Origin of the sequence: Spirosoma montaniterrae, assembly GCF_001988955.1 — a bacterium.
In the GTDB taxonomy this organism is placed as follows: domain Bacteria; phylum Bacteroidota; class Bacteroidia; order Cytophagales; family Spirosomataceae; genus Spirosoma; species Spirosoma montaniterrae.
Genome location: NZ_CP014263.1, coordinates 1274342 through 1297244 on the forward strand (window position 1 = coordinate 1274342; position 22903 = coordinate 1297244).

The window sequence follows — 22903 nt, forward strand, 5'->3', positions numbered from 1 at the left end:
CATACCATAGAAAAATAAATTGTTGATACATTGAAAAAATATCATTAAATAGTGCTGCAATTATACTTTTTAATAGTACGGTCGACCACATCACGCTGACCGATTCTCGATTCCCTATGCAACTTACTGGTTCTCACGTACTCAACGCGCCGGTGGCACGGGTTTGGTCTATGTTGATGGACCCCGATACACTGGCCCAGATTGTTCCGGCGGTATCGCGACTCGAAAAAGTGGGCGAAAATGAGTTCAACGCTATCGCCGAAATTAAACTGGGGCCGGTGAACGGGGCCTTTTCGGGCGGCCTGTCGTTGTCCGACATCCGCGAAAACGAAGGCTACAATCTGCACGTCAAACAAACCAGCAAAATTGGCAACGCCGACGCACTCATCAGCATCAACCTGAAGCCGGTGAGTGATTCAGAAACCGAGCTAACATTCGACGGTAACGCCAGGCTTTCGGGTTTGCTGGCCCGCACCGGGCAGCGCGTCATATCGGGCGTTGCCAACACCCTGACCAAGCAGTTCTTTACCAATTTCGAAGAAGCTCTGGCTGCTTCGTAGCCCACTGGTCAGACCTCCACGCCGGTAGCCCGACAAATCAATAAACAACATCAACACAATAACCCCCGAACCATTATGCAGATTCAAGTAACCGTGAACGGCAAAAGCCGCAAGTCGGAGGTAGAAGACCGCACGTTGCTGGTCGATTATCTCCGCGATCATCTGCGGCTGACCGGAACGCACGTCGGCTGCGATACGTCGTCGTGCGGAGCCTGCACCGTCCATGTCGATGGTATGGCTGTGAAGTCGTGTACGCTGCTGGCGGCTCAGGCCGACGGTTGTACCGTAACGACCATCGAAGGCATGGCAAACGCCGATGGGAACGGTCCGACGTCTCGGCTGCACCCGTTGCAGGAAGGGTTCAAAGAGTGTCATGGGCTGCAATGCGGCTTCTGTACCCCCGGCATGATTATGACCGCTGCCGACCTGCTCACGAAAAATCCGAACCCATCGGAACGCGACATCCGCGAGGCTCTCGAAGGCAATATCTGCCGCTGCACAGGCTATCATAACATCGTGAAAGCCATTCAGTGGGCCGCCGAACACAATAGCAGCACCCTGCTGGCCGACCCGCACCTCTGGACAAACGACGTTGCCACCAAAGAAGTAGTAGAAACGCATTAAGCCTAATACCCCACCCCAACCCCTCCCCATTAGGGAGGGGCTAAACCATCTGGCTTGCAAAGCCCCTCCCTAACGGGGAGGGGTTGGGGTGGGGTAAAACCGATAATGACTATGAGCAATAAATTCATTGGACAATCGATAAAGCGCGTTGAAGACAAGCGGTTTATCACGGGCAAAGGCCGCTATACCGACGATATTGTGCTGCCGGGAATGCTCCACGCTCATTTTGTGCGTAGCCCCTATGCCCATGCCCGCGTACTGAACATCGACCTGACCGAGGCCAAAGCGATGGAGGGCGTAGTTGCTATTTTTACCGGCGACGACGTGAAAGCCCTGAACGGAGTGCCCTGCGGCTGGCAGGTCAACTTCCGCAACGGCGAGACCATGCGTGAACCGAAACACCCCATGCTTATCGCCACCGGCGACACGGCCAAACACGTGGGCGACCCCGTGGCCGTAATCATCGCCGAGTCGAAATCCATCGCTACCGACGCTGCCGAATCGGTGGTAGTAGAGTGGGAAGAACTGCCCGCCGTTGCCAACCCCGCCGAGGCCCTCAAATCCGACGCGCCCAAAGTGCATGAGCAGTTTCCCGACAATAAGGTGTTCGACTGGTCGCTGGGCAACCCGATTGAGGAAGTCGACGCAGCCATTGCGGCTTCGGCGCACGTTACCACGCTGGAGTTCGTCAATCAGCGCGTGGTGCCGAACGCAATGGAGCCGCGTGCCTACATCGGCCATTACGACGAGGTTTCGGACAAATACACGCTCTACACCTCTACCCAGAATCCGCACCTGATTCGGCTGCTGATGTGCGCTTTCGTACTGGGTATTCCTGAACATAAAGTGCGCGTGGTGGGGCCGGACGTCGGCGGTGGCTTTGGCTCCAAAATCTACCACTATACCGAAGAAGCTCTCGTAACCTGGGCGTCGAAACAGATTGGACAACCCGTAAAATGGACCTCTGACCGGTCGGAAGCGTTTTTGCTCGATGCCCACGGACGCGACCACGTTACGAAGGCCGAAATGGGGTTTGATGCCGACGGCAACATCACCGGTCTTCGGATTAAAACCGTTGCCAACCTCGGTGCCTATCTCTCAACATTTGCCCCCGCCGTACCGACCTATCTGCACGGAACACTGTTGCAGGGGCTATACACGACACCCAAAATCAACGTCGACATGACGTGCGTGTTCACGCATACCGTCGCTGTTGATGCCTACCGGGGAGCAGGTCGGCCCGAAGCGACCTACCTCCTCGAACGAATCATTGACCTGGCCGCGCTGGAAATGGGCCGCGACCCGGCGCAACTGCGGTTGCAAAACTTTATTCCGCCCTTCGATGGGGTCGAACAGCCTGGTTATCAGACGCAGGTAGCTCTCCAGTACGATTCGGGCAACTACGCGCCGGTGTTGCAGCGCGGGCTTGAAATACTCGGCTACGATGCTTTCCGACAGGCGCAAAAAGAAGCCGCCCAGTCGAATAAACTGCTGGGCGTAGGCATTTCGACCTACATCGAAGCCTGTGGCATTGCACCCTCGGCGGTGGTGGGCGCGTTGGGTGCCCGCGCCGGTCTGTACGAGTCGGCGCAGGTGCGGGTGCAGCCTACGGGTAAGGTGAGCGTGTTCACGGGTTCGCACTCGCATGGGCAGGGCCACGAAACGACGTTTGTGCAGGTAGTAGCCGATAAACTCGGCATCCCGATGGAAGACGTCGACCTTGTGCATGGCGACTCCGATGCGCTGGCATTCGGGATGGGCACCTACGGCTCGCGGTCGCTGGCAGTGGGTGGCTCGGCCATCATGAAAAGCATCGACAAAATTCTGGAAAAGGGAGCCAAAATAGCCGCCCATAAACTCGAATGCGCTGAGGGCGACCTCGAATATGGCGAAGGAAAATGGACCGTAAAAGGCACTGATAAATCCATCGGCTTCGGCGACGTGGCCCTGACGGCCTATGTGCCGCACGTTTATCCGGCGGGTCTCGAACCCGGCCTCGACTTTTCCAGCTTCTACGACCCAACCAACTTCACGTATCCGTTCGGGTGCCATATTGCGGTGGTAGAAGTGGATAAAGAAACCGGCAAAGTTGACCTGAAACGTATGATTGCGGTCGATGACGTGGGCAATGTAATCAACCCGATGATTGTCGATGGGCAGATTCACGGCGGGCTGGCACAGGGCATTGGTCAGGCACTGTTTGAAGGTACAGTTTACGATGAGAACGCGCAACTTACCAACGGCTCGTACATGGACTATTGCATGCCCCGCGCCGACGACCTGCCGATGTTCGAGACCGACCGCCAAACAACGCCCTGCCCACATAATCCGCTGGGCGTGAAAGGCGCGGGTGAGGCCGGGGCTATCGGCTCAACACCTGCTGTGGTCAATGCCGTGATCGACGCTCTCTGGAGTGGCGGGCACCAAGTCAAAGACATTCTGATGCCGCTAACCTCCGAACGCGTTTGGCGGGCGATGAACTAATTGATGACTCAAAATGACCTTATCATGACAACATACCCGTTTCAATATAAACGCGCTGCCAGCCTTTCTGAGGCTGTGGCGATGCTGGCGGAAGGTGGCAAAGCCCTGTCGGGTGGGCACAGCCTGATTCCGGCCATGAAACTCCGCCTGAATGCTCCCGACGTACTCGTTGACGTGGGCCGCGTACCCGAACTGAAGGGCATCCGGCTCGATGGTAACGAACTCGTCATTGGTGCCGGTGCTACTCATGGAGAAATCGCGTCGTCGGCGTTGGTGAAACAGCACCTGCCTATGTTTGCCGAAGGAGCCTCCCACATCGGCGACCCGTCGGTGCGGAACCGGGGCACCATCGGCGGCTCAATCGCCCATGCCGATCCTTCTGCCGACTGGCCCGCGATGGTGCTGGCGGCAGATGCTACTATCGTGATGGAGAGTAGCAACGGAAGCCGCTCGATCAAGGCCAGTGAGTTTTTTACGGGCCTGTTTGCTACCGCCCTGGCCGATGATGAACTGATTACCGAAATTCGGGTGCCGGTCGAAGCAGGCGCGAAGATGACGTACCAGAAGTTTTCGCAGCCAGCCTCGCGTTATGCTATTGTTGGCTGCGCCGTTGTAAAGGCAGCCGATGGCAAGATACGCGTGGCGTTTTCGGGCGTGGGCGATACGCCGTTTCGCGATACAGCCGCCGAGAGCCAGCTTAACAATGGCGCATCTGACGTGCAGGCCGCTACGGGTCAGTCGATTATGTCCGATCATTTCGCATCGGAAGAGTACCGGCGCCACGTAGCGAACGTGTATCTTAAACGCGCCTTAGCCGCCGTTGGCTGAACTTATTTTTTGACACAGAGATGCACGGAGGAGACACAGAGATACACAGAGTGAATCAGTAAACTCCGTGTATCTCTGTGCGTCTTGGTGCATCTCTGTGTCCCAACCAATTATGCCAAATCACACCCGCGAATCCATTCAGACGCTGCTCGAAAATCAGGGCTACCAGACCGACCCGCAGGTGGTGATGTCGGTATTTCTGGCAATGCAGTTGCGCAAGCCCCTGCTGATCGAAGGTCCGGCGGGCGTAGGCAAAACCGAAATCGCGAAGGTGATGGCGCAGGCCCTCGACACCGACCTGATTCGGCTGCAATGCTACGAAGGCTTAGACGCCAGTCAGGCTCTGTACGAGTGGAATTACCAGCGGCAACTGCTGCACCTGAAACTGCTCGAAGTATCGGCCCGGCAACCCGCCACCAACGGTGCCGTGAATGTGTTGCAGGCGCAGGAAGAAACACTGTTCTCGGATAAATTTCTGCTGAAACGACCACTCTTACAGGCTATTACGCATCATAAAGCACCCGTGCTGCTGATCGATGAAGTAGACCGGGCCGACGAAGAATTTGAAAGTTTCTTGCTCGAAGTGCTGTCCGACTGGCAGATTACGATTCCTGAAATAGGCACCATTCGGGCCACGCACATTCCACACGTGGTTGTGACAGGTAATCGCGTCCGTGAACTCTCCGAAGCCCTGCGTCGGCGGTGTCTCTACCTCTGGATCGACTACCCCGACTACGACAAAGAACTCGCCATTGTGCTGGGTAAAGTGCCGGACATCGACGCTCGTTTAGCCCAGCAAATCTGCACGTTTATGCAGGCACTGCGGCAACTCCGGCTCCAGAAGACGCCCGGCATTGCCGAAACCATCGACTGGGCCACTGCGCTCGCGGCCCTCCACATCGACCATTTAGACAAAACGCTGGTTGAACAAACCCTCGGCGTGATTCTCAAAGACTGGAAAGACGTGCGCCATGTACAGCTATCACTCAGCGAGTTATACGAAAAAACCGGCATGACCTCCAAGTGGGAGAGCCTGTAGACATGTCTCAAACCTGCATCCTCCAAACCGACCGCCTGACCATCCGGCAACTCACAACCGACGATACGGCTTTCATCATTGAGTTGGTGAACTCGCCCGGCTGGCTTCAGTTTATCGGCGACCGCCACATTCACACGCCCGAACAGGCCCGCTACTACCTCGAAAACGGCCCTATTGTTAGTTACGCCCAACGCGGATATGGTCTGTACGGTGTTGGGATAAAGCCCGGCAGCACGCTTATCGGCATGTGTGGCCTGATAAAACGCGACACGTTGCCGCAGCCCGACATTGGCTTTGCTTTCCTGCCCGACTACATTGGAAAAGGATTCGCCTTTGAAGCTGCCCGCGCTGTGCGAACGTATGCGCATGAACAACTCGGCTTATCGGTTTTATACGCCATTGTGTTGCCCCAAAACAAGTCATCTATCCGGCTTTTAGAAAGAATCGGCCTGGCATATATCGAGCCGTTTCAACAGGGTGACACTGAATTGCTGCTGTACGGCAGCGAGCAGAAAAACTGATCTTTAACCTGCCTTATCGAAAAACCTTGCGGGGGTAGAATCTGCTATCCCATAAAGTAGGTAACTATACTTTTTAGCTTTAAGATGTATAGACAAGCTATTTGCTGCCAGCCATATGTCTAACAAGTCGACCGTGTTTCATGAAAAAGCCTGTCATTTTTTTGTCATTGCTGTTTCTGGTCATCGGGGGCCTGCTTAGTCTCGGGCTTCGGTCGGTTCATAGCCCAACCGACGAACTGTCGCCTGTCCGCAGTCCGCAGGAGGAACTGAGTACGTTTCAGCTTGAGCCGGATCTTACCATTCAACTGGTTGCGTCGGAACCAATGGTGCAGGATCCGGTAGCTATCAGCTTTGATGCCGCCGGGCGGCTGTGGGTAGTGGAAATGCGTGGCTATATGGCAACGCTCGACGCCGACGGCGAGCAGCAGCCTTCGGGCCGCGTGTCGGTGCTGGAAGATACCAACGGCGATGGGCAGATGGACCGCAGCCATGTTTTTTTAGATAGCTTGGTGATGCCCCGCGCGATGGCCCTTGTAGCCGGAGGGATTCTGATTGCCGAGAACGGGGCCTTGTGGCTGGCCGAAGACCGTAACAACGACCTTCGGGCTGATAGCAAACTACTCATCGATAAAACATACGCTGCCGGGGGACTGCCCGAACACGCACCGAACGGTCTCTGGCGTGGTCTCGACAACTGGCTTTACAGTGCCAAAGGACGCGTCCGTTATCGGCTGGTAAACAAACGCTGGCAACGCGACAGCACCGAAATGCGGGGGCAGTGGGGCATGAGCCACGACGATGCCGGGCGGCTGGTTTATAACTACAACTGGTCGCAGCTTCACGCCGATCTGGTGCCGCCTAACTACCTTTCGCGCAACAAAAATCACACGCCCACCACCGGCATCGACCACGGCCTGACCCTTGACAGGCGCATCTATCCCATCCGCTCGAACCGGGCCGTAAACCGGGGCTACATTCCCGGCACCCTCGACAAACAGGGCCGGTTGCTGGAGTTTACGTCGGCCTGTTCGCCGTTTGTGTATCGGGGTACGCTGCTGCCCGAAGCTTACCGGGGCAATGTGTTCGTCTGCGAAAACGCGGGTAATCTCATCAAACGCAATGTTGTAACGCAGCGGGGTGTTCTGCTCACCGCCCACGACCCGCATCCGGGCCGGGAGTTTATGGCCTCGACCGACGAGCGGTTCCGGCCTGTGGCTCTGGCGAGCGGTCCCGATGGTGCCCTGTACGTGGCCGATATGTACCGGGGCATTGTGCAGCATGGGGCTTACATGACGCCCTATCTGCGCGAACAGACCCTGGCCCGTAAGCTGGAGCAACCCGCCCACTTAGGCCGTATCTGGCGCATCGTTCCGAAAGAAAAGACACAGGTAACTGCCAGAAAATTAGCCGATGCATCGGCAACGGAGTTAGTAGCGGCCCTGTCGTCGGCAGATGGCTGGCAGCGCGATATGGCACAGCGGCTGCTCATTGAGCGAAACGACAACCGCGCTGGTCTGGCGTTGGTCGAACTGGTTCGGCAGGGGCGCGAACCGCTGGGCCGGATGCACGCCCTCTGGACCCTCGACGCGTTGCCCCAGACCAGCGCATCGGCGGGGACGCGGCCTTCCGACCGGCCCGCCCTGCTATTCGACGCCCTGACCGATCCAGATCTGCTGGTGAGCAATGCGGCACTGCGGCTGCTGGAGCCACTGGCCCGGCAGGATAAAACAATTCGGGAAAAACTGGGCGACTACCTGCTGGCAACCTGGTCGAATGCTCCGATTGAGCGAGTGCTACAGATTGCCTTATCGGCCTCGGTGCTCGATGCACCCCGGAAGCTGCCCCTGCTGGCAGGTATTGTGACCCGATACGACACACTGGCCCTGATTCGTGATGCCACGCTGAGCAGCCTGCCCGGTCAGGAGTTCGATCTTCTGCAACGGCTCTGGGCTTCATCTGACTGGCAAACCCGACAGCCCGCTAAGGAAATTTTTCTGGAAATGCTGGCAACGGCTGTTATCCGAAACCGCAACCCGGCCCAGCTCAATGCACTGCTGGCTACTCTCCAGACAACCCCGGCCAATGGAAACTGGCGCGAGAAAGCCGTTCTGACGGGCCTGAGCATCGGCGGTAATCCGGCCAAACCTGTTCGGTTGGCAACCGCTCCTCCGATACTGACCAAATCAGCCTCGCCCAATACGACGTTAGCAACCGTAGCGACCCTGTTTACGTGGCCGGGCCACGAAAGGCCGGGCCGCGACAGGCTGGACCAGGCAAGCAGGGTTGCTAAACCGCTGTTGGCTGCCGACGACCAGAAGCAGTTTGCGATGGGGCGACAGTTGTATCTGAGTACGTGTTCGGGATGCCACGGCACCGACGGAGCCGGAATGCCGCGTTTTGGTCCCCCACTGGCCGGGTCCGACTGGGTAACGGGCGACGAAAAACGGCTGGCTCTGATTCTGCTGCACGGTATGGAAGGGCCGGTGAAAGTAGGGAAACGGGTTTATGATGTGCCGGAGATTCTGCCCGTTATGCCTGCCCACTCCACAATGGACGATGGATCACTGACGGCCATTCTAACCTACATTCGTAACGAGTGGGGCAATCAGGCCGGGCCGATGGGCAAACGCACAGTGGGCATGACGCGCGTAACGGCGCAGGGCCGACTGACCCCCTGGACAGCTAAGGAACTGGAAGCACTGCCTGCCACGGCTGCTTCGGCTCCTCAATCACCCAACCGATAAGCCGCCCTTTTTACCTGCTTTCGCACTATGGTGAAAACAGGATTCAACCTCATCGAACCAGTGGATTATGAACGTAATGGGAAAACAACAGGCCAATCAAACTGGATCTACAAACCGCTACGACGCCATCGTAGTGGGGTCGGGTATTAGCGGAGGCTGGGCTGCTAAAGAATTGACGCAGAAAGGCTTGCGGGTGCTGATGCTTGAGCGGGGCCGCAACCTCGAACACGTTACGGGCTACGAAACGGCCCTGAAAAACCCCTGGGATTTCCCGCACCGGGGCCGCCCGGTGCTGTCGCCCGAACAACCGGACGTCACAAAACCTCAATATCGCATTCACGCCCAGAACGAGCAGGCAGGCCGCTACTGGTTCGATGACCGCGACGCGCCCTACAAAGAGGTACACCCCTTCGACTGGCACCGGCCCGATATTCTGGGTGGCAAGTCTGTTATGTGGGGGCGACAAAGCTACCGCTGGAGTGACCTCGATTTTGAGGCCAACGCCCGCGACGGACACGGTATCGACTGGCCCATTCGCTACAAAGACCTGGCCCCCTGGTACAGCTACGTCGAAAAATTCGCCGGGATTTCGGGGCGCAAAGAAGGCTTGCCGCAACTGCCCGACAGTGAGTTTCTGCCCCCGATGGACATGAACTGCTTAGAGCAGCACATCGCCACGCAATTGAAGGCAAAGATGAACCGGGTTATGACCATCGGGCGGTCGGCCAATCTAAGTCAGGCCACGCCGGAGCAGATGGCATTGGGGCGGGCCTCGTGTCAGTACCGCAATCTGTGTGCACGGGGTTGTCCCTACGGTGCCTATTTCAGCACACTCTCGGCCACGCTGCCAGCCGCCCGCCAAACCAACCGGCTCACCGTCCGGACGGGCAGCATTGTCTCGGAAATTCTGTTCGATGAAAACAAAACCGGGCCAACGTTCGGTCGGGCTACGGGCGTGCGGGTCATCGACGCAGTGACGAAGCAAACCGTTGACTATTATGCCCGTGTAATTTTCCTGAATGCCTCGGCTATGGCAACCAACGCCATCCTGCTCAACTCGGTCTCCAGCCGTTTCCCCAACGGTTTCGGCAACGACAGTGGCACGCTGGGTAAATACATCATGGACCACCATTTCCAGATCGGAGCGAGTGGCCGGGCCGAAGGGCTGGGGTTCGACAACGAATACTACTACGGTCGCCGGGCCAACGGTATCTATATTCCGCGTTACCGCAACATCGGGGCCGACAAACGGGAGTATCTGCGCGGTTTTGGTTATCAGGGCGGAGCTTCGCGCTCGGGCTGGCAGCGGCTCGTGGCCGAGGTGAGCGGCTTCGGGGCCGACCTCAAAGAGCGGGCTACGCAGCCCGGTCCCTGGAACATGGGCTTAGTGGCGTTTGGCGAATGCCTGCCTTATGAAGACAATACCATCACTCTCGACCGCAGCCGCACCGACAAATGGGGGCTACCCATGCCCGTTTTCAACGTAACGTTCCGGGAGAACGAGAAACTGATGCGGAAGGATATGGCCAACGATGCCGCCGAAATGCTCGAAGCTGCCGGGCTGACCAACGTAACTACTTACGACAACAAATCGATACCGGGGCTGGCTATTCACGAGGTGGGGGGCGTTCGGATGGGCCGCGACCCCAAAACCAGTATGCTCAACGCTCATAGTCAGCTTTGGGCTGCCAAAAACGTGTTCGTAACAGATGGTGCGTCGTTTACGTCGGTGGCCTGCCAAAATCCGTCGCTTACGTTTATGGCACTCACGGCACGAGCTGCCGATTTTGCCGTGAGCGAATTGAAAAAGAAAAATCTGTAACGATCCATTCGCTACCGATGAAACACGCGCTTGCGTTCCTGCTGTTCTGGATGAGCAGCCCTTTGCTGGCTCAAACCCAGCCGCCCAACATTGTACTGATTGTGGCCGACGACCTCGGCTATACCGACCTGAGTTGTTACGGACACCAACGCCACCGAACGCCACACATCGATTCGCTGGCCCGGCGCGGTATCCGGTTCACGCAGGCTTACGCGGCCAGTCCGGTGTGTTCGCCGAGCCGGGCGGCCCTGATGACGGGCAAGCACCCGGCCCGGCTTCAGTTGACCAATTTTCTGGTTGGCACCCGAACCGATTCGCTCTCGCCGGTTGACCCGGCCCCCTGGCGACCCTACCTGCCCGCTTCGGAGATTACCCTGGCCGAGCGACTGCGGACGTTGGGCTACCAGACCGGAATAGTGGGCAAGTGGCACCTCGGCGGGGTCGATTCGCTGGCACCGTGGGGGCAGGGATTTGCGTTTACCCGGATGATTGGCCGCAATGGGCTGGATTATTACAACTACGGCATCTATGAGGATAGCTACAAAAAAGAGTTTCGCGATAAAGGACAGACCTATCTAACGGATAAACTGACCGACTATGCCGTAGAATTTATCGGGCAGGCCGACCAGAAAAAACCGTTTTTTCTGTATGTGCCGTATTCAGCCCCGCACATACTGATTACGCCCCGCGCCGACAAACTGAACAAATACCTGTTTAACTACAATAAGTGGGGCGAAGACTACAACCCCTACTACGCAGCCATGCTCGAAAGCCTCGACGATGGCGTAGGGCGCATTGTTGCCAGACTCAGCGAACTGGGCCTGACCGAAAATACGCTCGTTATTTTCACCTCCGACAATGGGGGTGTGGGCCTGCCCGAACTTGGCCCCACACCCACCAATTTAGCACCACTCCGCAAGTGGAAAGGACACGTCTATGAAGGCGGCATCAAAGTTCCGCTTATTATGAGCTGGCCGGGCAAAATGCCCCAAAACCAAACCTGCACCAACTACCTGATCAACACCGATTTTACGCCGACCCTGCTCGAATTGCTGGGCCAACCCACGCCGAACCTGCCCGATGCCAAAAGTTTTTGGCCCCTGCTGACCAACCCGGCCACTTCGCTCGACCGGGGAGCCATTTTCTGGCATTATCCCCATTTCAGCAATCAGATGGGCCGACCCGCCGGGGCCGTGCGGCTGGGCGACTGGAAATTGGTCGAGAATTACGAAACCGGGCAACGCGAACTATTCAACTTAGCCCGCGACATTGGCGAAACCCGTGATCTGAGCCGGAGTAACCGAACTAAAGCCAACGAGTTAAGCACCTTACTGACCAACTGGCGGCAGGAAGTTGGCGCGTCGATGCCTGTTCGGAAGAAACCCAAATCCTGAACCTTTCTCCTGACTTTCGCTCCGGCAAATGAAAAAACTACTATGGTCTGGCATCTGGCTGTTCTGGCTTCTGACAAGCCCGGTACTGGCCCAAACACCACAGCCCAATTTTGTGCTGATCGTGGGCGACGACCACGACCGCTCGGCCATTGGCTGCTACGGCAACCGGCAGGTTAAAACCCCCCACCTCGACCAACTGGCGCGCGAAGGAGTCCGGTTTACGCGGGCCTATGCCACAACTTCGTCGTGCAGTCCGAGCCGGTCTACGCTGCTGTCGGGGCGGCACAACCACAATAACGGGCAGTATGGACTGGCCCATGCCACCCACCACTTCCGTTCGCACGAAGACCTGAAAAGCCTGCCCGCTCTGCTTCACAACGCGGGCTACACTACCGCCCGCATCGGCAAATACCACCTTGAACCCGCGAGTGCCTACCCGTTCGATAAGGTACTCAGCGACAATGGTAGTAACCCGGTGCTGATGGCGAACCAATGCGCAGATTTTCTGCGGGCCGCGCTCGGCGAATCGAACCGTAGCGACGGAACGAAACAGAAACCTTTTTTCCTGTATTTCTGCCCCACCGATCCGCACCGGGCGGGCAACGGCGACAAACTGCCTTACAAGGCTAATCCGCACGGCAACAAACCCGACGGACACGAGGGCGTTCGTGAAACGATGTATGGCCCCGATTCGCTGACCGTACCGTTTTTTCTGCCCAACACGCCCGAAGCCCGCACCGAACTGGCGCAGTATTATCAGGCCGTTTCGCGCATGGATCAGGGCATTGGACGGCTGTTTGCGCTGCTGAAAGAGAAGGGTTTGTGGGATAACACCATCGTGATCTACCTCTCCGACAACGGGATGCCGGTGCCGGGAGCCAAGACAACGCACTACGAACCGGGTGTACTGCTGCCGCTGATTGTCCGAAATCCGTTCGGTCGGCGTTCCGGCGGTCGGCAAAACCCGCAGGTCTGTGACGAACTGGTTTCGTGGGTAGACGTGGCTCCGACGCTGCTCGATTTTGCGGGATTGAATCCGCCCGTTCTGGCATCGGCCAGTCGCCCAACCGGGGGTGGGTCGTTTGGCGAACGGCTGGTCACGCCATTTTTTCACGGCAAATCCTGGAAACCCCTGCTCGATGGTTCCGGGACATTTCGGGGCGATACGCTGCTGCTCTCGCACACCTTCCACGAGGTTACGATGTATTACCCCATGCGAACTATCGTAACCAAACGCTACAAACTCATCCATAATCTGGCGCATCCGCTGCCGTTTCCGTTTGCGGCTGATCTGTGGTCGTCGGCTACGTGGCAGGGTTTTGTACAATCGGGCCAATCGCAGTATGGCCCACGTACCCGGCAAGCCTATGAGCAACGGCCTGAATATGAGCTGTATGATCTGGAACGCGACCCGCAGGAACGTACCAATCTGGCTAAAACCAGGACGCACAAAGCCGTTTTCGAGACGTTGCTGGCGTCACTCAAAAACGCGCAGGAAATGACTAATGACCCCTGGCGGGTGAAATGGCGGCATGAATAAATCAATACGATGCATAGATTCTTATTCGTAGCATTTTCCGGCGTGGGTATTGGGCTGTTGCTGGTAGCCGCCCGTCTGCAACCCGCTGGCCTCGGCCTGGCAACTCAGGTGCCGGTGTCGAGACCCAATATTCTCTGGCTCTCGTGCGAAGATATGTCGCCCCACCTCGGCTGCTACGGCGACACTACGGTGCCAACGCCCAACATTGACCGGCTGGCGCGGGAAGGTATTCGGTTCAGCAACGCGTTTTGCACGGCGGGCGTATGTGCGCCCAGCCGCAACGCCATCATCACGGGCATGTACCAGACCAGCACCGGAGGACACAACATGCGCACGCTCAACAATGCCTATCCCGAAAAAACGGGTCTGCCCAAAGCGTACTCCATCGTGCCAGCTTCCGACGTGCGCGCCTTCCCCGAATATTTGCGGAGAGCAGGCTATTATACCACCAACAACAGCAAAACCGACTACCAGTTCGAGGAGCCGCCTACCGTCTGGAACGAGGTCAGTAACAAAGCCCACTGGCGAAACCGACAACCCGGCCAACCGTTTTTCGCGGTGTTTAACAATACCGTCACCCACGAGTCGCAGGTGTGGGCGCGGAAAAGCTTGCCGCTGCGCGTCGATCCGGCTCGGATCAGCGTGCCACCTTATTACCCCGATACGAAGACCGTAAGGCAGGACATGGCCCGGTTTTTCAGTAACATCCGCGACATGGACGACTGGGTGGGCCAACTGCTGAAACAACTTGACGACGACGGGCTGTTGCAGCATACGATCATCTTTTTCTGGTCGGATCACGGCGACGGACTGCCCTTTGTGAAGCGCGAAATATACGACCGGGGTATCCGGGTGCCGTTGGTTGTGCGGTTTCCCGACGGGCAGGGGGCAGGTTCGGTACGCACAGACCTGATGTCGATGATTGACCTGGCCCCAACGGTGCTGTCTCTGGCTGGTTTGCCCAGTCCGAAACACATGCAGGGGCGGGCATTGCTGGGAAAATACGCCGTGAAGAAACCCCGCCAGTATGTGTTTGCCGCCCGCGACCGGCTCGATGAACGCTACGACCGGGTGCGCTCGGTGCACGATGGCCGGTATCAGTACGTCCGTAATTTCTACCCCGACCGGCCCCTATACATGGACGTAACGTATCGCAAACAACAGCCGATGATGGCCGAGATGCTCCGGCTGCGCGATGAAGGCAAGCTAAATCCCGTGCAAATGAACTGGTTCCGAACAACCAAACCCGTTGAGGAACTTTATGACATTCAGGCAGATCCGTATCAATTGACCAACCTCGCCGACCAACCCGCTGAGGCCAATAACCTGAAACGACTCCGCAAGGAACTGGACCGCTGGTTAGTGGAGACAAAAGACCTCGGCGGCATTCCCGAAAAAGAGCTTATCCGGCAATGGTGGGAGGGAGCCGACAAACCACCCATCACGGCAACGCCAACCGGGCAACAGCAGGGCAATCGGCTAAGTATTCGTTGCGCTACGCCGGGCGCGTCTATCGCTTATAAGACCGCTGAACAAACCGGCAGCGACTGGCAGGTGTATACCCAACCCCTGCGGCTCGCCAAACCCGGCTCGGTAACGGCAGTAGCCCGTCGCATCGGATACGGGCTAAGTGCCGAAACGGTTTTTTGACCGAACGTGGTCAAGCTGCCTCCGTTTGTAGGGCGGGTTCTGTCTCGAATTTTCGATAACCATCTAAGGCGTAGAACGAGTAGACGAGGGTGTAGCGGTCGCCATGTATAATCGGGCTGACGGCGTGGTGCGAATAGGGCGAAATCTCAAACCCGACCGCGCTTTGGTTAGCAGGCAGGTAATAGCGGTTAATGCCTTCTGTTTCGTCGGGATTTTCGCGGTCGAAGAGCATGAGAATACCACCCTGCGCCGTCGACCAATGGCGATTTACCTGAATAACGAGCCGGTGCGTTTGCCCAACGGGGCCATAGTCGCTGTGTACCCGAATTACCTGCCCCACCTGCAATTTGTGTCCCATTACGTCGGTTTGCTCCGTTAGTCGGGTTCCGAAAATCGCTTCCATGTACAGCCGTAGCTGATTGGTGGTATCAGTGCTGATTAACGTAGTAAGAGACGCGGGCAGTTCGGCCCGGCGCAGGTCCAGATCATACGTATCGTAGAAGCCATCTTCAACATGGCGTCGCCAGGCGGGCGTTGTTTCGAACCAGCTCAGGAGTTCGTCAGCCGTGCCGACGGACAAAAAATGCCGAATGGCAACGTGTGGAAACGGCGCATCGAGCCGTTCGGGTGGAGTCAGGTTAAATAAAGCAGCCATTGGTTGGGAGGTTGTTCTTGATTTCGGAGGAATACTGTAAGGTTTCGGGTGGCATTTGCCTGATGCCAGCGTATTCTACGTTTTTCTGGGCTGTTGCTGCGTACTGCGGATGCGAAGCCTGCCAGGCTCTGAAATGCGCCATCAGCGTAGCGAAGGCAAGCGATTGGCTAAACAGACCGCCGGGGTCCAGCTCGTTCAGGCGTTGCTGCATGGCAGTCAGCAGGTCCCGACAGATTGGGTGCAGCAACGTTGCGGGCACCTGCGCCATCCCGATGCGTAATCGCCAATAGACCTGCTCCCGGCGTTGGTGCAGGTAGGCTCGCTCGTTGGGTAGCAGCGTAGCCGCGTCAATTTGTTCAAACCACTCATAAATCTTGAAAAAGACGTAAACGGCGTGAAACAGGCCCGTGAGCGGACGAGCGTCGGGACGCCAGGGCGAGTAATAAACGGCGTCGGGAGTACCGTAGTGAATAGGGGAGAACGCCGTAATCCGATCCAGTTCGGTATGAGCAAACTCATGAACGATGGTTTCGGCCAACAGCAGCACATTATCTGATTCCGACAGAAAAATAACGCCCGGATACGCACTTGTTGTGAACGAATGGTGCTGTCGGGCCTGCTGCGGATGCACCGGCACGTAGTAGCGGATCAGTGCCCGGATTTGCCCGGCCAGGGCTGCGTCATATTGCCTGATCAGCGTCAGGCCGGCCATCACCTGCCGGGCGCACGAATGCAACGCAGACTCATTGATTTTAGGTGCAATATCCGGGTAGAACAGTTCCGGTACGGCCAGTACGTTCCCGTAGCCACTCGCCAGCATCACCGTGCCCCGCATAAACGGGCAATCGGCCCCGTCTGCAATCAACTGCAACGATCCGGCACTACCGTGCAGTTCAGCCGGGGTGGTAAGCTTTCTCATCAACCGGCGTTTCGGCAGTATCACTACGTGGGTAGCCGCTGTTTCTATGGCGGTATCGAGCGGAATCTGTACTGAAAAGGGCGTGTCGACAACATCGGAGAACGAATCGATCAGGTGGAGCAAAAACTGTTGATCATCGGCCCACTGCGGGTCATCGTCAGTGCTAAGGAGCCGGCAAACGGTCTCCCAGAAAAAGGGCGTACCCTGAGCCACCACCGTATGCACTGGCAGCGTCATCACAGTATCCAGCAGATCGGCAGTACCAGCGTATTGGCGCAGGCGGCTCTGCATCGGCTCGTTGAGCAGCAGGTTTTTCCAGAGCAGCCCCAGATAGGCATCACCCTGCCGGGCGAGGGCTTCAAATTGTGGCCGTGGCGAGGTCGGTTTCATGCGAATAGTCGTGGTTTAGCTGGCTGCTCAGACGCTGATGCATGTGCCGGATCATTTTTTCCAGATCGCGGCAGTAAATACTCGGGTTGTTGAATCCGTTCCGGGCCGAATACCGGTTAGGCACGTAGCCGCCCCCGCAATAGTCTACGACCGGGCAGCGTCGGCATTGGTCGCAAAGTGCGTCGGCACCGATCTGACGAGCCTGTACGTTGACGTGATCCAGCACCTCATCGAACGAATGCTCGAAAATGGAGTAGCCGAGTTCGGTAGCCCCGTTGAAACTTGCTTTGAGCGAATCGACGGCTTCGATTTCGCCGTTGGTTTCAATCACAATCAGGTCGACCGGGCTTAGTCCAATCGATTCGAGCGTTGAGGTGCCGCCCAGCAACACGCGCATGTAGCTGTGAAACATCTTGATATGGCGCGGGCGGTCCAGCTCAAACCAGTAGTCGAACAGCCGGATCAGCCAGTCGCCATACACGGTGCTGTCGGCGTTTTCTTTACCCAGTGGCCGACGGTCCCAGTTGTCGTAGGGCAGCAGAAAATCCATACCGTATGGGTTAAACTGCGCCAGATAGTCGTAAGTGGCGATAGGGTCGGTATCGGGATTGATCACCGCCAGAAACCCGCTGAAAATGGCGTTGTAAGGCCGCTCGGCCAGCAAACGCAGCCGGGTTTCCAACTCGCGCGAGGTGCCTTTGCCGTTGAAATGTTTCCGAAACTGATCGTTTACCTCCGGCGGACCATCGAGACTAATGCCGAGATTGATTTGTTTTTCGAGCAGAAAATCGCCGATTTGTTCGGTAAACAGCAGGCCGTTCGACTGAATTGCCAGTTTGCAGCGAATGTCTGTTTCGGCGAATGCCTGCTCCACCACGCTCACAATCTGACGCAGGTGTTTCAGGCCACCCAGCAGCGGCTCGCCCCCATGCAGAATAAACTGCACGTCTGTTTTGCCGAACGTGGTGCAGTGTTCGATCATGCGTCGGCACAACTGCGCTACTGTCTCGTTGCTTATCAGCCTCGGCTGTCGTTGCCAGCGCGTATCGTCGTGATTGTAGATGAAACAGTAGGTGCAATTGATGTTGCACCTACTGGCCACCTTCACGATGTAGGAGTGAAAGGGGGTCTGTTCCATACACAGGACACTCACCACACGTTACTGTGCGAATTGTGATTGCGGTGCATTAATTCGCCCGTGCCAATCGGCCCTTTCTCCCGGATAATCGATTTTAACGCCGTTTTGAGCGCATCGTGGCTCAGGTTCTCTACATCGTCGAGCGCAAGCTTGGCTGGCACGGGCGGTAGTTTGGGTTCCTCTTCCATATGTTTTGCAGGGCGTGTGTTTAGTTAAACGCCGATACAAAACTATGACTGCCCTTAACCCACAGAAATAGTATTTTAGTACTAATTGTTGATAATCAGCCTATTCGATGAAGGTTCGGGCGAAAGCCCTTAGCAACACTTACTAAGCGGTTCAGCAGTTGAGTTTGCACCATGAAACTGGCCGGACGCGCGGCCCGTGTCGGCTACTACGCTGCTACAGGTGCGGTAAGAATAAGCATTGTTACTTCTCACTTAATTTGCCCCCCTTGTAATGATGATGATGCCAGACCGATTGCATATACTCAACCTGGGCTTTTAGAAACCGGTTTTCTTCGATGAGATTTCGGTTTAGTTCCATCTGATGCGCCAGCCGCTCTTCAAGGGTTTCGCTGGGTACATCGGCTTCGCTGGTGTAACGGTGGTACTGACGCAGGTCTTCGGGTGTGGTATTGAGGGCTTTGGCTATCTCAGGCAGGTAGCGGGTGCAAAGCGTCTCGCTGCTTTCAATTCGAGAATAGCTCGCCTGTGTCATGTGCAGCTCTTCGGCTATATTCTCTTGTGAAAACCGTTTATCCTGACGAAAGCGTTTAACGTTCTTGTGAAGGAGCATAGTTTATGTAGTAAGAATAGAGAATTCGATAGACTAAATATAGTGGGGCGTAAATGTTATCTCCAAATCAGAATTTTGCTGTGAATACGATCATTTCATTGTAATAAGGTCAAACGTCGACTTTCTATACACGAAATAGCAGTTTCTACATACGAACAGAAAAGATTAAATTTATGGAACGGTCGAATTGAATAATCACTGTATATTATTGCATAATATGGCATAACAATTTAAGACCAATACACACCACCTTTGACATAACAAAACCGCTGGTTATGCCACTGCTATATACTGTACCTATCGACAACCCCACGGCAACGCTGTATGCCCTGCTTCGGAGTTTGCGGGTGCGGGTAACGCAGCAAACGGTGCAGAATGCCCTCCAGAGCCACCCCGACTACCCCAGTATGCTGGCCCTGAGCGAATGCCTGACCGACTGGCAAGTCGATAACGCGGCCCTGCAACTGAACACCACCGAGCAACTGCGCGAATTGCCCCTACCGTTTGTGGCGCACCAACGTAAGCAGGGTGGAGAATACGCGTTGGTAACGGCTTTGACCGGCAATCAGATTAGTTACACTGACAGCGAACACGGGCGAGTAAGCCAATCACTGACTGAGTTTGAAAAACACTGGTCAGGCGTGGTGTTGCTCGCCGAAGCTACCGACCAATCGGGCGAAGCGGATTATGTAGAAAACCGCAAACGCGAACGGCTGAATAACCTGCGTGGTCCCGCTGTGCTTACGGGCGCGTTGCTCGTGCTTTTGTTTGTCATGCTCAGCGTAGCGAAGCAGCTTACCGCTACCGACTGGTTGCTGTTGCTGACCAAAGCCACCGGCCTGTTTGTCAGTATCTTACTAATTACCAAGCTACTCGGCGGCAAAAACGCCCTGACCGAGCGGCTTTGCCAGCTAAACGCCAAAACCAACTGCGACGATGTGTTGAACTCGCCCGGAGCCAAACTCTGGGGCTGGCTCAGTTGGGCCGACGTGGGGTTGGTTTACTTCGCCGGGGGCCTGTTAGCGGTGCTGCTGACTGGCTACCTGCCCGCACTTCGCCCGTTATTGCTGGGGTTATCTTTGCTGGCCTTGCCCTACACCATCTATTCAATTTACTATCAGGCCCGTGTGGTACGGCAGTGGTGTACGCTTTGTTTGCTGGTGCAGGTGGTGCTGTTCATAGAAGGCGGGTTGGCAATAGGCCAACAACCCGCGCCACCCGGTAACTGGCAGGCTTATGCGTTGTTGTTCATTGCCTTTGCGCTGCCTGCGCTGGGCTGGCTCGTGCTAAAACCACTACTCGACAATGCCCGTCAAACGCAGCGCGAACACAATGAACTGCTACGCCTGAAGCGTGACCCCGCACTGTTCCAGGCCCTGCTGATGCAACAGCCCCAAATGCCGCCTTTGCCTCCTGATCTGCATCCCATTGTGCTGGGCAACCCCAACGCCGAACACACCATTACAATGGTAACAAACCCGTTTTGTGGGCCGTGTGCGAAAGCGCACGAGGAGTTGGAGTGGTTGCTGGCTGCGAATGCTTCGGTTAAGCTGAATATCCTGTTTGCCTGTGGGCAGGATGACAGCCCGGCACGAAGGGTATCGAAAAGCCTGCTGGCGTTAAGCCAAAACACATCGTCTGGTACTCATGTGACAGACTGGTATCAGAATGGGCGGAAAGACGCCGGTGCGTGGCTGAAGGCAAACTCGCATCAGACCGCTAACGCCTGGCTTAGTGAACAGGCCGATCACCATTATATCTGGTGTGAACATGCCAACATTGATCAAACCCCTACCCTGTATGTGGATGGCTACCAATTGCCCGATGCATACTATATCAAAGACCTGCGGTGGCTGATTAATTGCCTGCCTGCTACTGCCCCAACGACGGATTTGGCCGAATCGCAATAAATCAATGTTTCACTCAAAACAATTTTTCAAGAATGAAAAAGGTAATTGGAAGTTTTGCAGGACAAGTTCTCTCCAAGCAGCAAATGAAGAGCGTTAAGGGAGGAGAACTCTGTCGCGTTTGTTCAGGTGGTGGTCCCAGTGAGGATAGCGGTTCGTGCGGCAGTTACTCACTTTCAGCGCAACAAGCGGCTAGTATAACCTGTGAGATGCTAGATCAATGTGATGGTTATTACTATACATATGATTGTGTGTAGTCAGTAAATGATGCTTTCCAGCACAATGTGAGCATCTACATCCTTCTGTAAACTTACGAGTTCTACTTTGCACAATTTTCGTGCAAGTTGAAATCGTAAGTTTGCTTGAACTTAAAACTGACAAATATATGAAAGCTTTGAGCGTAGTTACTAAGAACGGTCAGCAACTCCGTATCATAAAGATGAAAATTGACTCAAAGTTTTTAACGTATTTTTTTATATGGTTTAATTGCATAATCAGTGCAGCAAAAGGTGGAGAAAATACACTGATTGATAGTACAACAAGTGTACATTTTTACAAAGGCTCATGGAGAAATTTATTGGTGGATGCGAAGCGGCTTAATAAACCTATTTTTATTGATATCTACACGACTTGGTGCGGTCCCTGTAAATTAATGGATAAACAAGTATTCAACAACCGCAGTGTTAGTACTGTTCTCAATAGAGATTTTATATCATTTAAACTTGATGCTGAAAAGGGGGAAGGTATTGAATTTGTAAAGCAGTTTAAAGTTGATGCTTTTCCAACTTCCCTTTATTTTTCTTCGAATGGCAAGATAATTCACAGGGTAGAGGGATACACAAATACAGAAAACTTTCTTAAAGAAACAAAGAAGGCGTATATGCTTTATAAAGATTCATTAGGATCGTCCAATTTGGAAAAAGAGTTTGATGCAGGTAGGCGGGATACTTATTTTCTAATCAAATTCCTATCAAGCACGGGTGTAAATAAAAAACCAAATAATAACGCATTGGATATATACTTAAAATCAATCCCTCAAGATCAATGGAGCACTGAAGAGAACTTACAACTTATTCTTTCCAATATGACCTCTCTTAAAAGCACAGCATTCAATTTCATGTTGCGACAAGTTCCCTTATTGATAAAGAGCGACTCAAAGTCACTTCGTGATATAGGTATTGCCGCGAGAATGCAGCAATTTCATATAGTTAATCAGACTTTAGAAAAAGCAATCTCCTCTAAAGACGAAACGCTTTTAGGAGATTGCATTAACTATGAGTTGAGAATATACAAAACTATGTCCAATCAAAGAAGCGTAGATTCTCTACAACTCTCAAATGAAAAGCGGTTATATTTTTATGAGAAAACTAAGCAGTTTTTTAAGTATAAACCCTTGGCTTTAACAGAAGCTAACCGTCTTCTTTCATTGAAAGTCGACTCCATAAAATTAATGGACTCTCGCTTCTATAAGCAATTCTTAGCTAATATATCAGTTGTTGCTGATTCAACTAAACAGACACGAGCATTCAAGAATCGAGCTGAAAAAATGCAGCATATTGAATCCGATATAATAGCAGCAAAACTTAATGACTTAGCTAAAACTTTTTATGAGCATGTATTTGAGTCGAAAGATTTAAGCTTTGCGCTTTTATTGTCTAAGAAATCGTTGCAGTATAATAGGACTGCCAAATACTTAGAGACAGCATCTAAAATATTAAACAAACTTGGGAACAAAGAGGAAGCTACTGTATTGCTGAATGAGGCTATTTCAATTGAAAAAGAGCAAGGTCGAGATGCAAAGCATTTCGTTGAATTACTAAATGACTTAGAACTTTCTCAAAAATAGCGCTGACCACCGTGTGTGCGGAGGGCATTATCTATATTGTCCTT

At 54.7% G+C, this 22903-nt stretch carries 18 protein-coding genes; 13 read left to right on the forward strand and 5 right to left on the reverse strand.

The annotated features are described in order from the left end of the window. The first annotated feature begins 116 nt into the window (after positions 1-116). The 11 genes from AWR27_RS05495 to AWR27_RS05545 all read left to right on the forward strand — a co-directional run bounded on the left by AWR27_RS05495 (position 117) and on the right by AWR27_RS05545 (position 15206). Positions 117-560 carry a CoxG family protein gene (locus AWR27_RS05495; RefSeq protein WP_077130259.1) on the forward strand — a complete coding sequence of 148 codons (444 nt, stop codon included), beginning with the start codon at positions 117-119 and terminating at the stop codon, positions 558-560. A gap of 75 nt (positions 561-635) precedes the next feature. Beyond that, positions 636-1184 carry a (2Fe-2S)-binding protein gene (locus tag AWR27_RS05500; RefSeq protein WP_077130260.1) on the forward strand — a complete coding sequence of 183 codons (549 nt, stop codon included), beginning with the start codon at positions 636-638 and terminating at the stop codon, positions 1182-1184. A 111-nt stretch (positions 1185-1295) separates the two neighbouring features. Beyond that, positions 1296-3668: a xanthine dehydrogenase family protein molybdopterin-binding subunit gene (locus AWR27_RS05505; RefSeq protein ID WP_077130261.1), complete on the forward strand. Its 2373-nt coding sequence runs from the start codon at positions 1296-1298 to the stop codon at positions 3666-3668. A gap of 24 nt (positions 3669-3692) precedes the next feature. Beyond that, a complete protein-coding gene (locus AWR27_RS05510) occupies positions 3693-4496 on the forward strand; it encodes an FAD binding domain-containing protein (protein ID WP_077130262.1) in 804 nt (267 codons plus the stop codon). 112 nt (positions 4497-4608) lie between these two features. Beyond that, complete coding sequence (locus AWR27_RS05515) at positions 4609-5535, forward strand: AAA family ATPase (RefSeq protein WP_077130263.1); 927 nt, start codon at positions 4609-4611, stop codon at positions 5533-5535. Between the two features lie 2 nt (positions 5536-5537). Then, positions 5538-6056: a GNAT family N-acetyltransferase gene (locus AWR27_RS05520; protein WP_077130264.1), complete on the forward strand. Its 519-nt coding sequence runs from the start codon at positions 5538-5540 to the stop codon at positions 6054-6056. A gap of 140 nt (positions 6057-6196) precedes the next feature. Then, on the forward strand, positions 6197-8800 hold the full coding sequence (locus AWR27_RS05525) for a DUF7133 domain-containing protein (protein WP_077130265.1): 2604 nt from the start codon (positions 6197-6199) through the stop codon (positions 8798-8800). A gap of 67 nt (positions 8801-8867) precedes the next feature. Then, a complete protein-coding gene (locus AWR27_RS05530) occupies positions 8868-10622 on the forward strand; it encodes a GMC oxidoreductase (protein ID WP_077130266.1) in 1755 nt (584 codons plus the stop codon). Positions 10623-10639: 17 nt separating this feature from the next. Beyond that, entirely contained in the window at positions 10640-12016 is a 1377-nt protein-coding gene (locus AWR27_RS05535) for a sulfatase (protein WP_077130267.1), read from the forward strand. A 28-nt stretch (positions 12017-12044) separates the two neighbouring features. Beyond that, complete coding sequence (locus tag AWR27_RS05540) at positions 12045-13556, forward strand: sulfatase family protein (RefSeq protein WP_077130268.1); 1512 nt, start codon at positions 12045-12047, stop codon at positions 13554-13556. A 9-nt stretch (positions 13557-13565) separates the two neighbouring features. After that, the gene (locus AWR27_RS05545; protein ID WP_077130269.1) at positions 13566-15206 is read left to right on the forward strand and encodes a sulfatase-like hydrolase/transferase; all 1641 of its coding nucleotides are present in this window, start codon (positions 13566-13568) and stop codon (positions 15204-15206) included. A 10-nt stretch (positions 15207-15216) separates the two neighbouring features. Here AWR27_RS05545 and yhhC read toward each other — a convergent pair whose 3' ends face one another. The 5 genes from yhhC to AWR27_RS05565 all read right to left on the reverse strand — a co-directional run bounded on the left by yhhC (position 15217) and on the right by AWR27_RS05565 (position 19106). Next, positions 15217-15861: a cyclophane-containing peptide 2OG-Fe(II) oxygenase YhhC gene (gene yhhC / locus AWR27_RS05550; RefSeq protein ID WP_077130270.1), complete on the reverse strand. Its 645-nt coding sequence runs from the start codon at positions 15859-15861 to the stop codon at positions 15217-15219. Continuing rightward, positions 15845-17170, reverse strand: a complete 1326-nt coding sequence (locus AWR27_RS05555) for an aKG-HExxH-type peptide beta-hydroxylase (protein ID WP_077130271.1) — start codon at positions 17168-17170, stop codon at positions 15845-15847. The genes yhhC and AWR27_RS05555 overlap by 17 nt, the downstream gene beginning before the upstream one ends. Next, entirely contained in the window at positions 17139-18308 is a 1170-nt protein-coding gene (locus tag AWR27_RS05560; RefSeq protein ID WP_077130272.1) for an FxsB family cyclophane-forming radical SAM/SPASM peptide maturase, read from the reverse strand. Before AWR27_RS05560 ends, AWR27_RS05555 begins: the two co-directional genes overlap by 32 nt. Before the next feature lie 11 nt (positions 18309-18319). Then, on the reverse strand, positions 18320-18496 hold the full coding sequence (locus tag AWR27_RS25210; protein ID WP_157579152.1) for a hypothetical protein: 177 nt from the start codon (positions 18494-18496) through the stop codon (positions 18320-18322). 241 nt (positions 18497-18737) lie between these two features. Continuing rightward, on the reverse strand, positions 18738-19106 hold the full coding sequence (locus tag AWR27_RS05565) for a helix-turn-helix domain-containing protein (RefSeq protein WP_077130273.1): 369 nt from the start codon (positions 19104-19106) through the stop codon (positions 18738-18740). Positions 19107-19381: 275 nt separating this feature from the next. On the opposite strand from AWR27_RS05565, the gene AWR27_RS05570 reads away from it, so the two are divergent. Together AWR27_RS05570 and AWR27_RS05575 are read left to right on the forward strand one after the other, a co-directional pair. Next, complete coding sequence (locus tag AWR27_RS05570) at positions 19382-21016, forward strand: vitamin K epoxide reductase family protein (RefSeq protein ID WP_077130274.1); 1635 nt, start codon at positions 19382-19384, stop codon at positions 21014-21016. Positions 21017-21398: 382 nt separating this feature from the next. Next, positions 21399-22859, forward strand: a complete 1461-nt coding sequence (locus AWR27_RS05575; RefSeq protein WP_077130275.1) for a thioredoxin family protein — start codon at positions 21399-21401, stop codon at positions 22857-22859. The last annotated feature ends 44 nt before the right edge of the window (positions 22860-22903 follow it).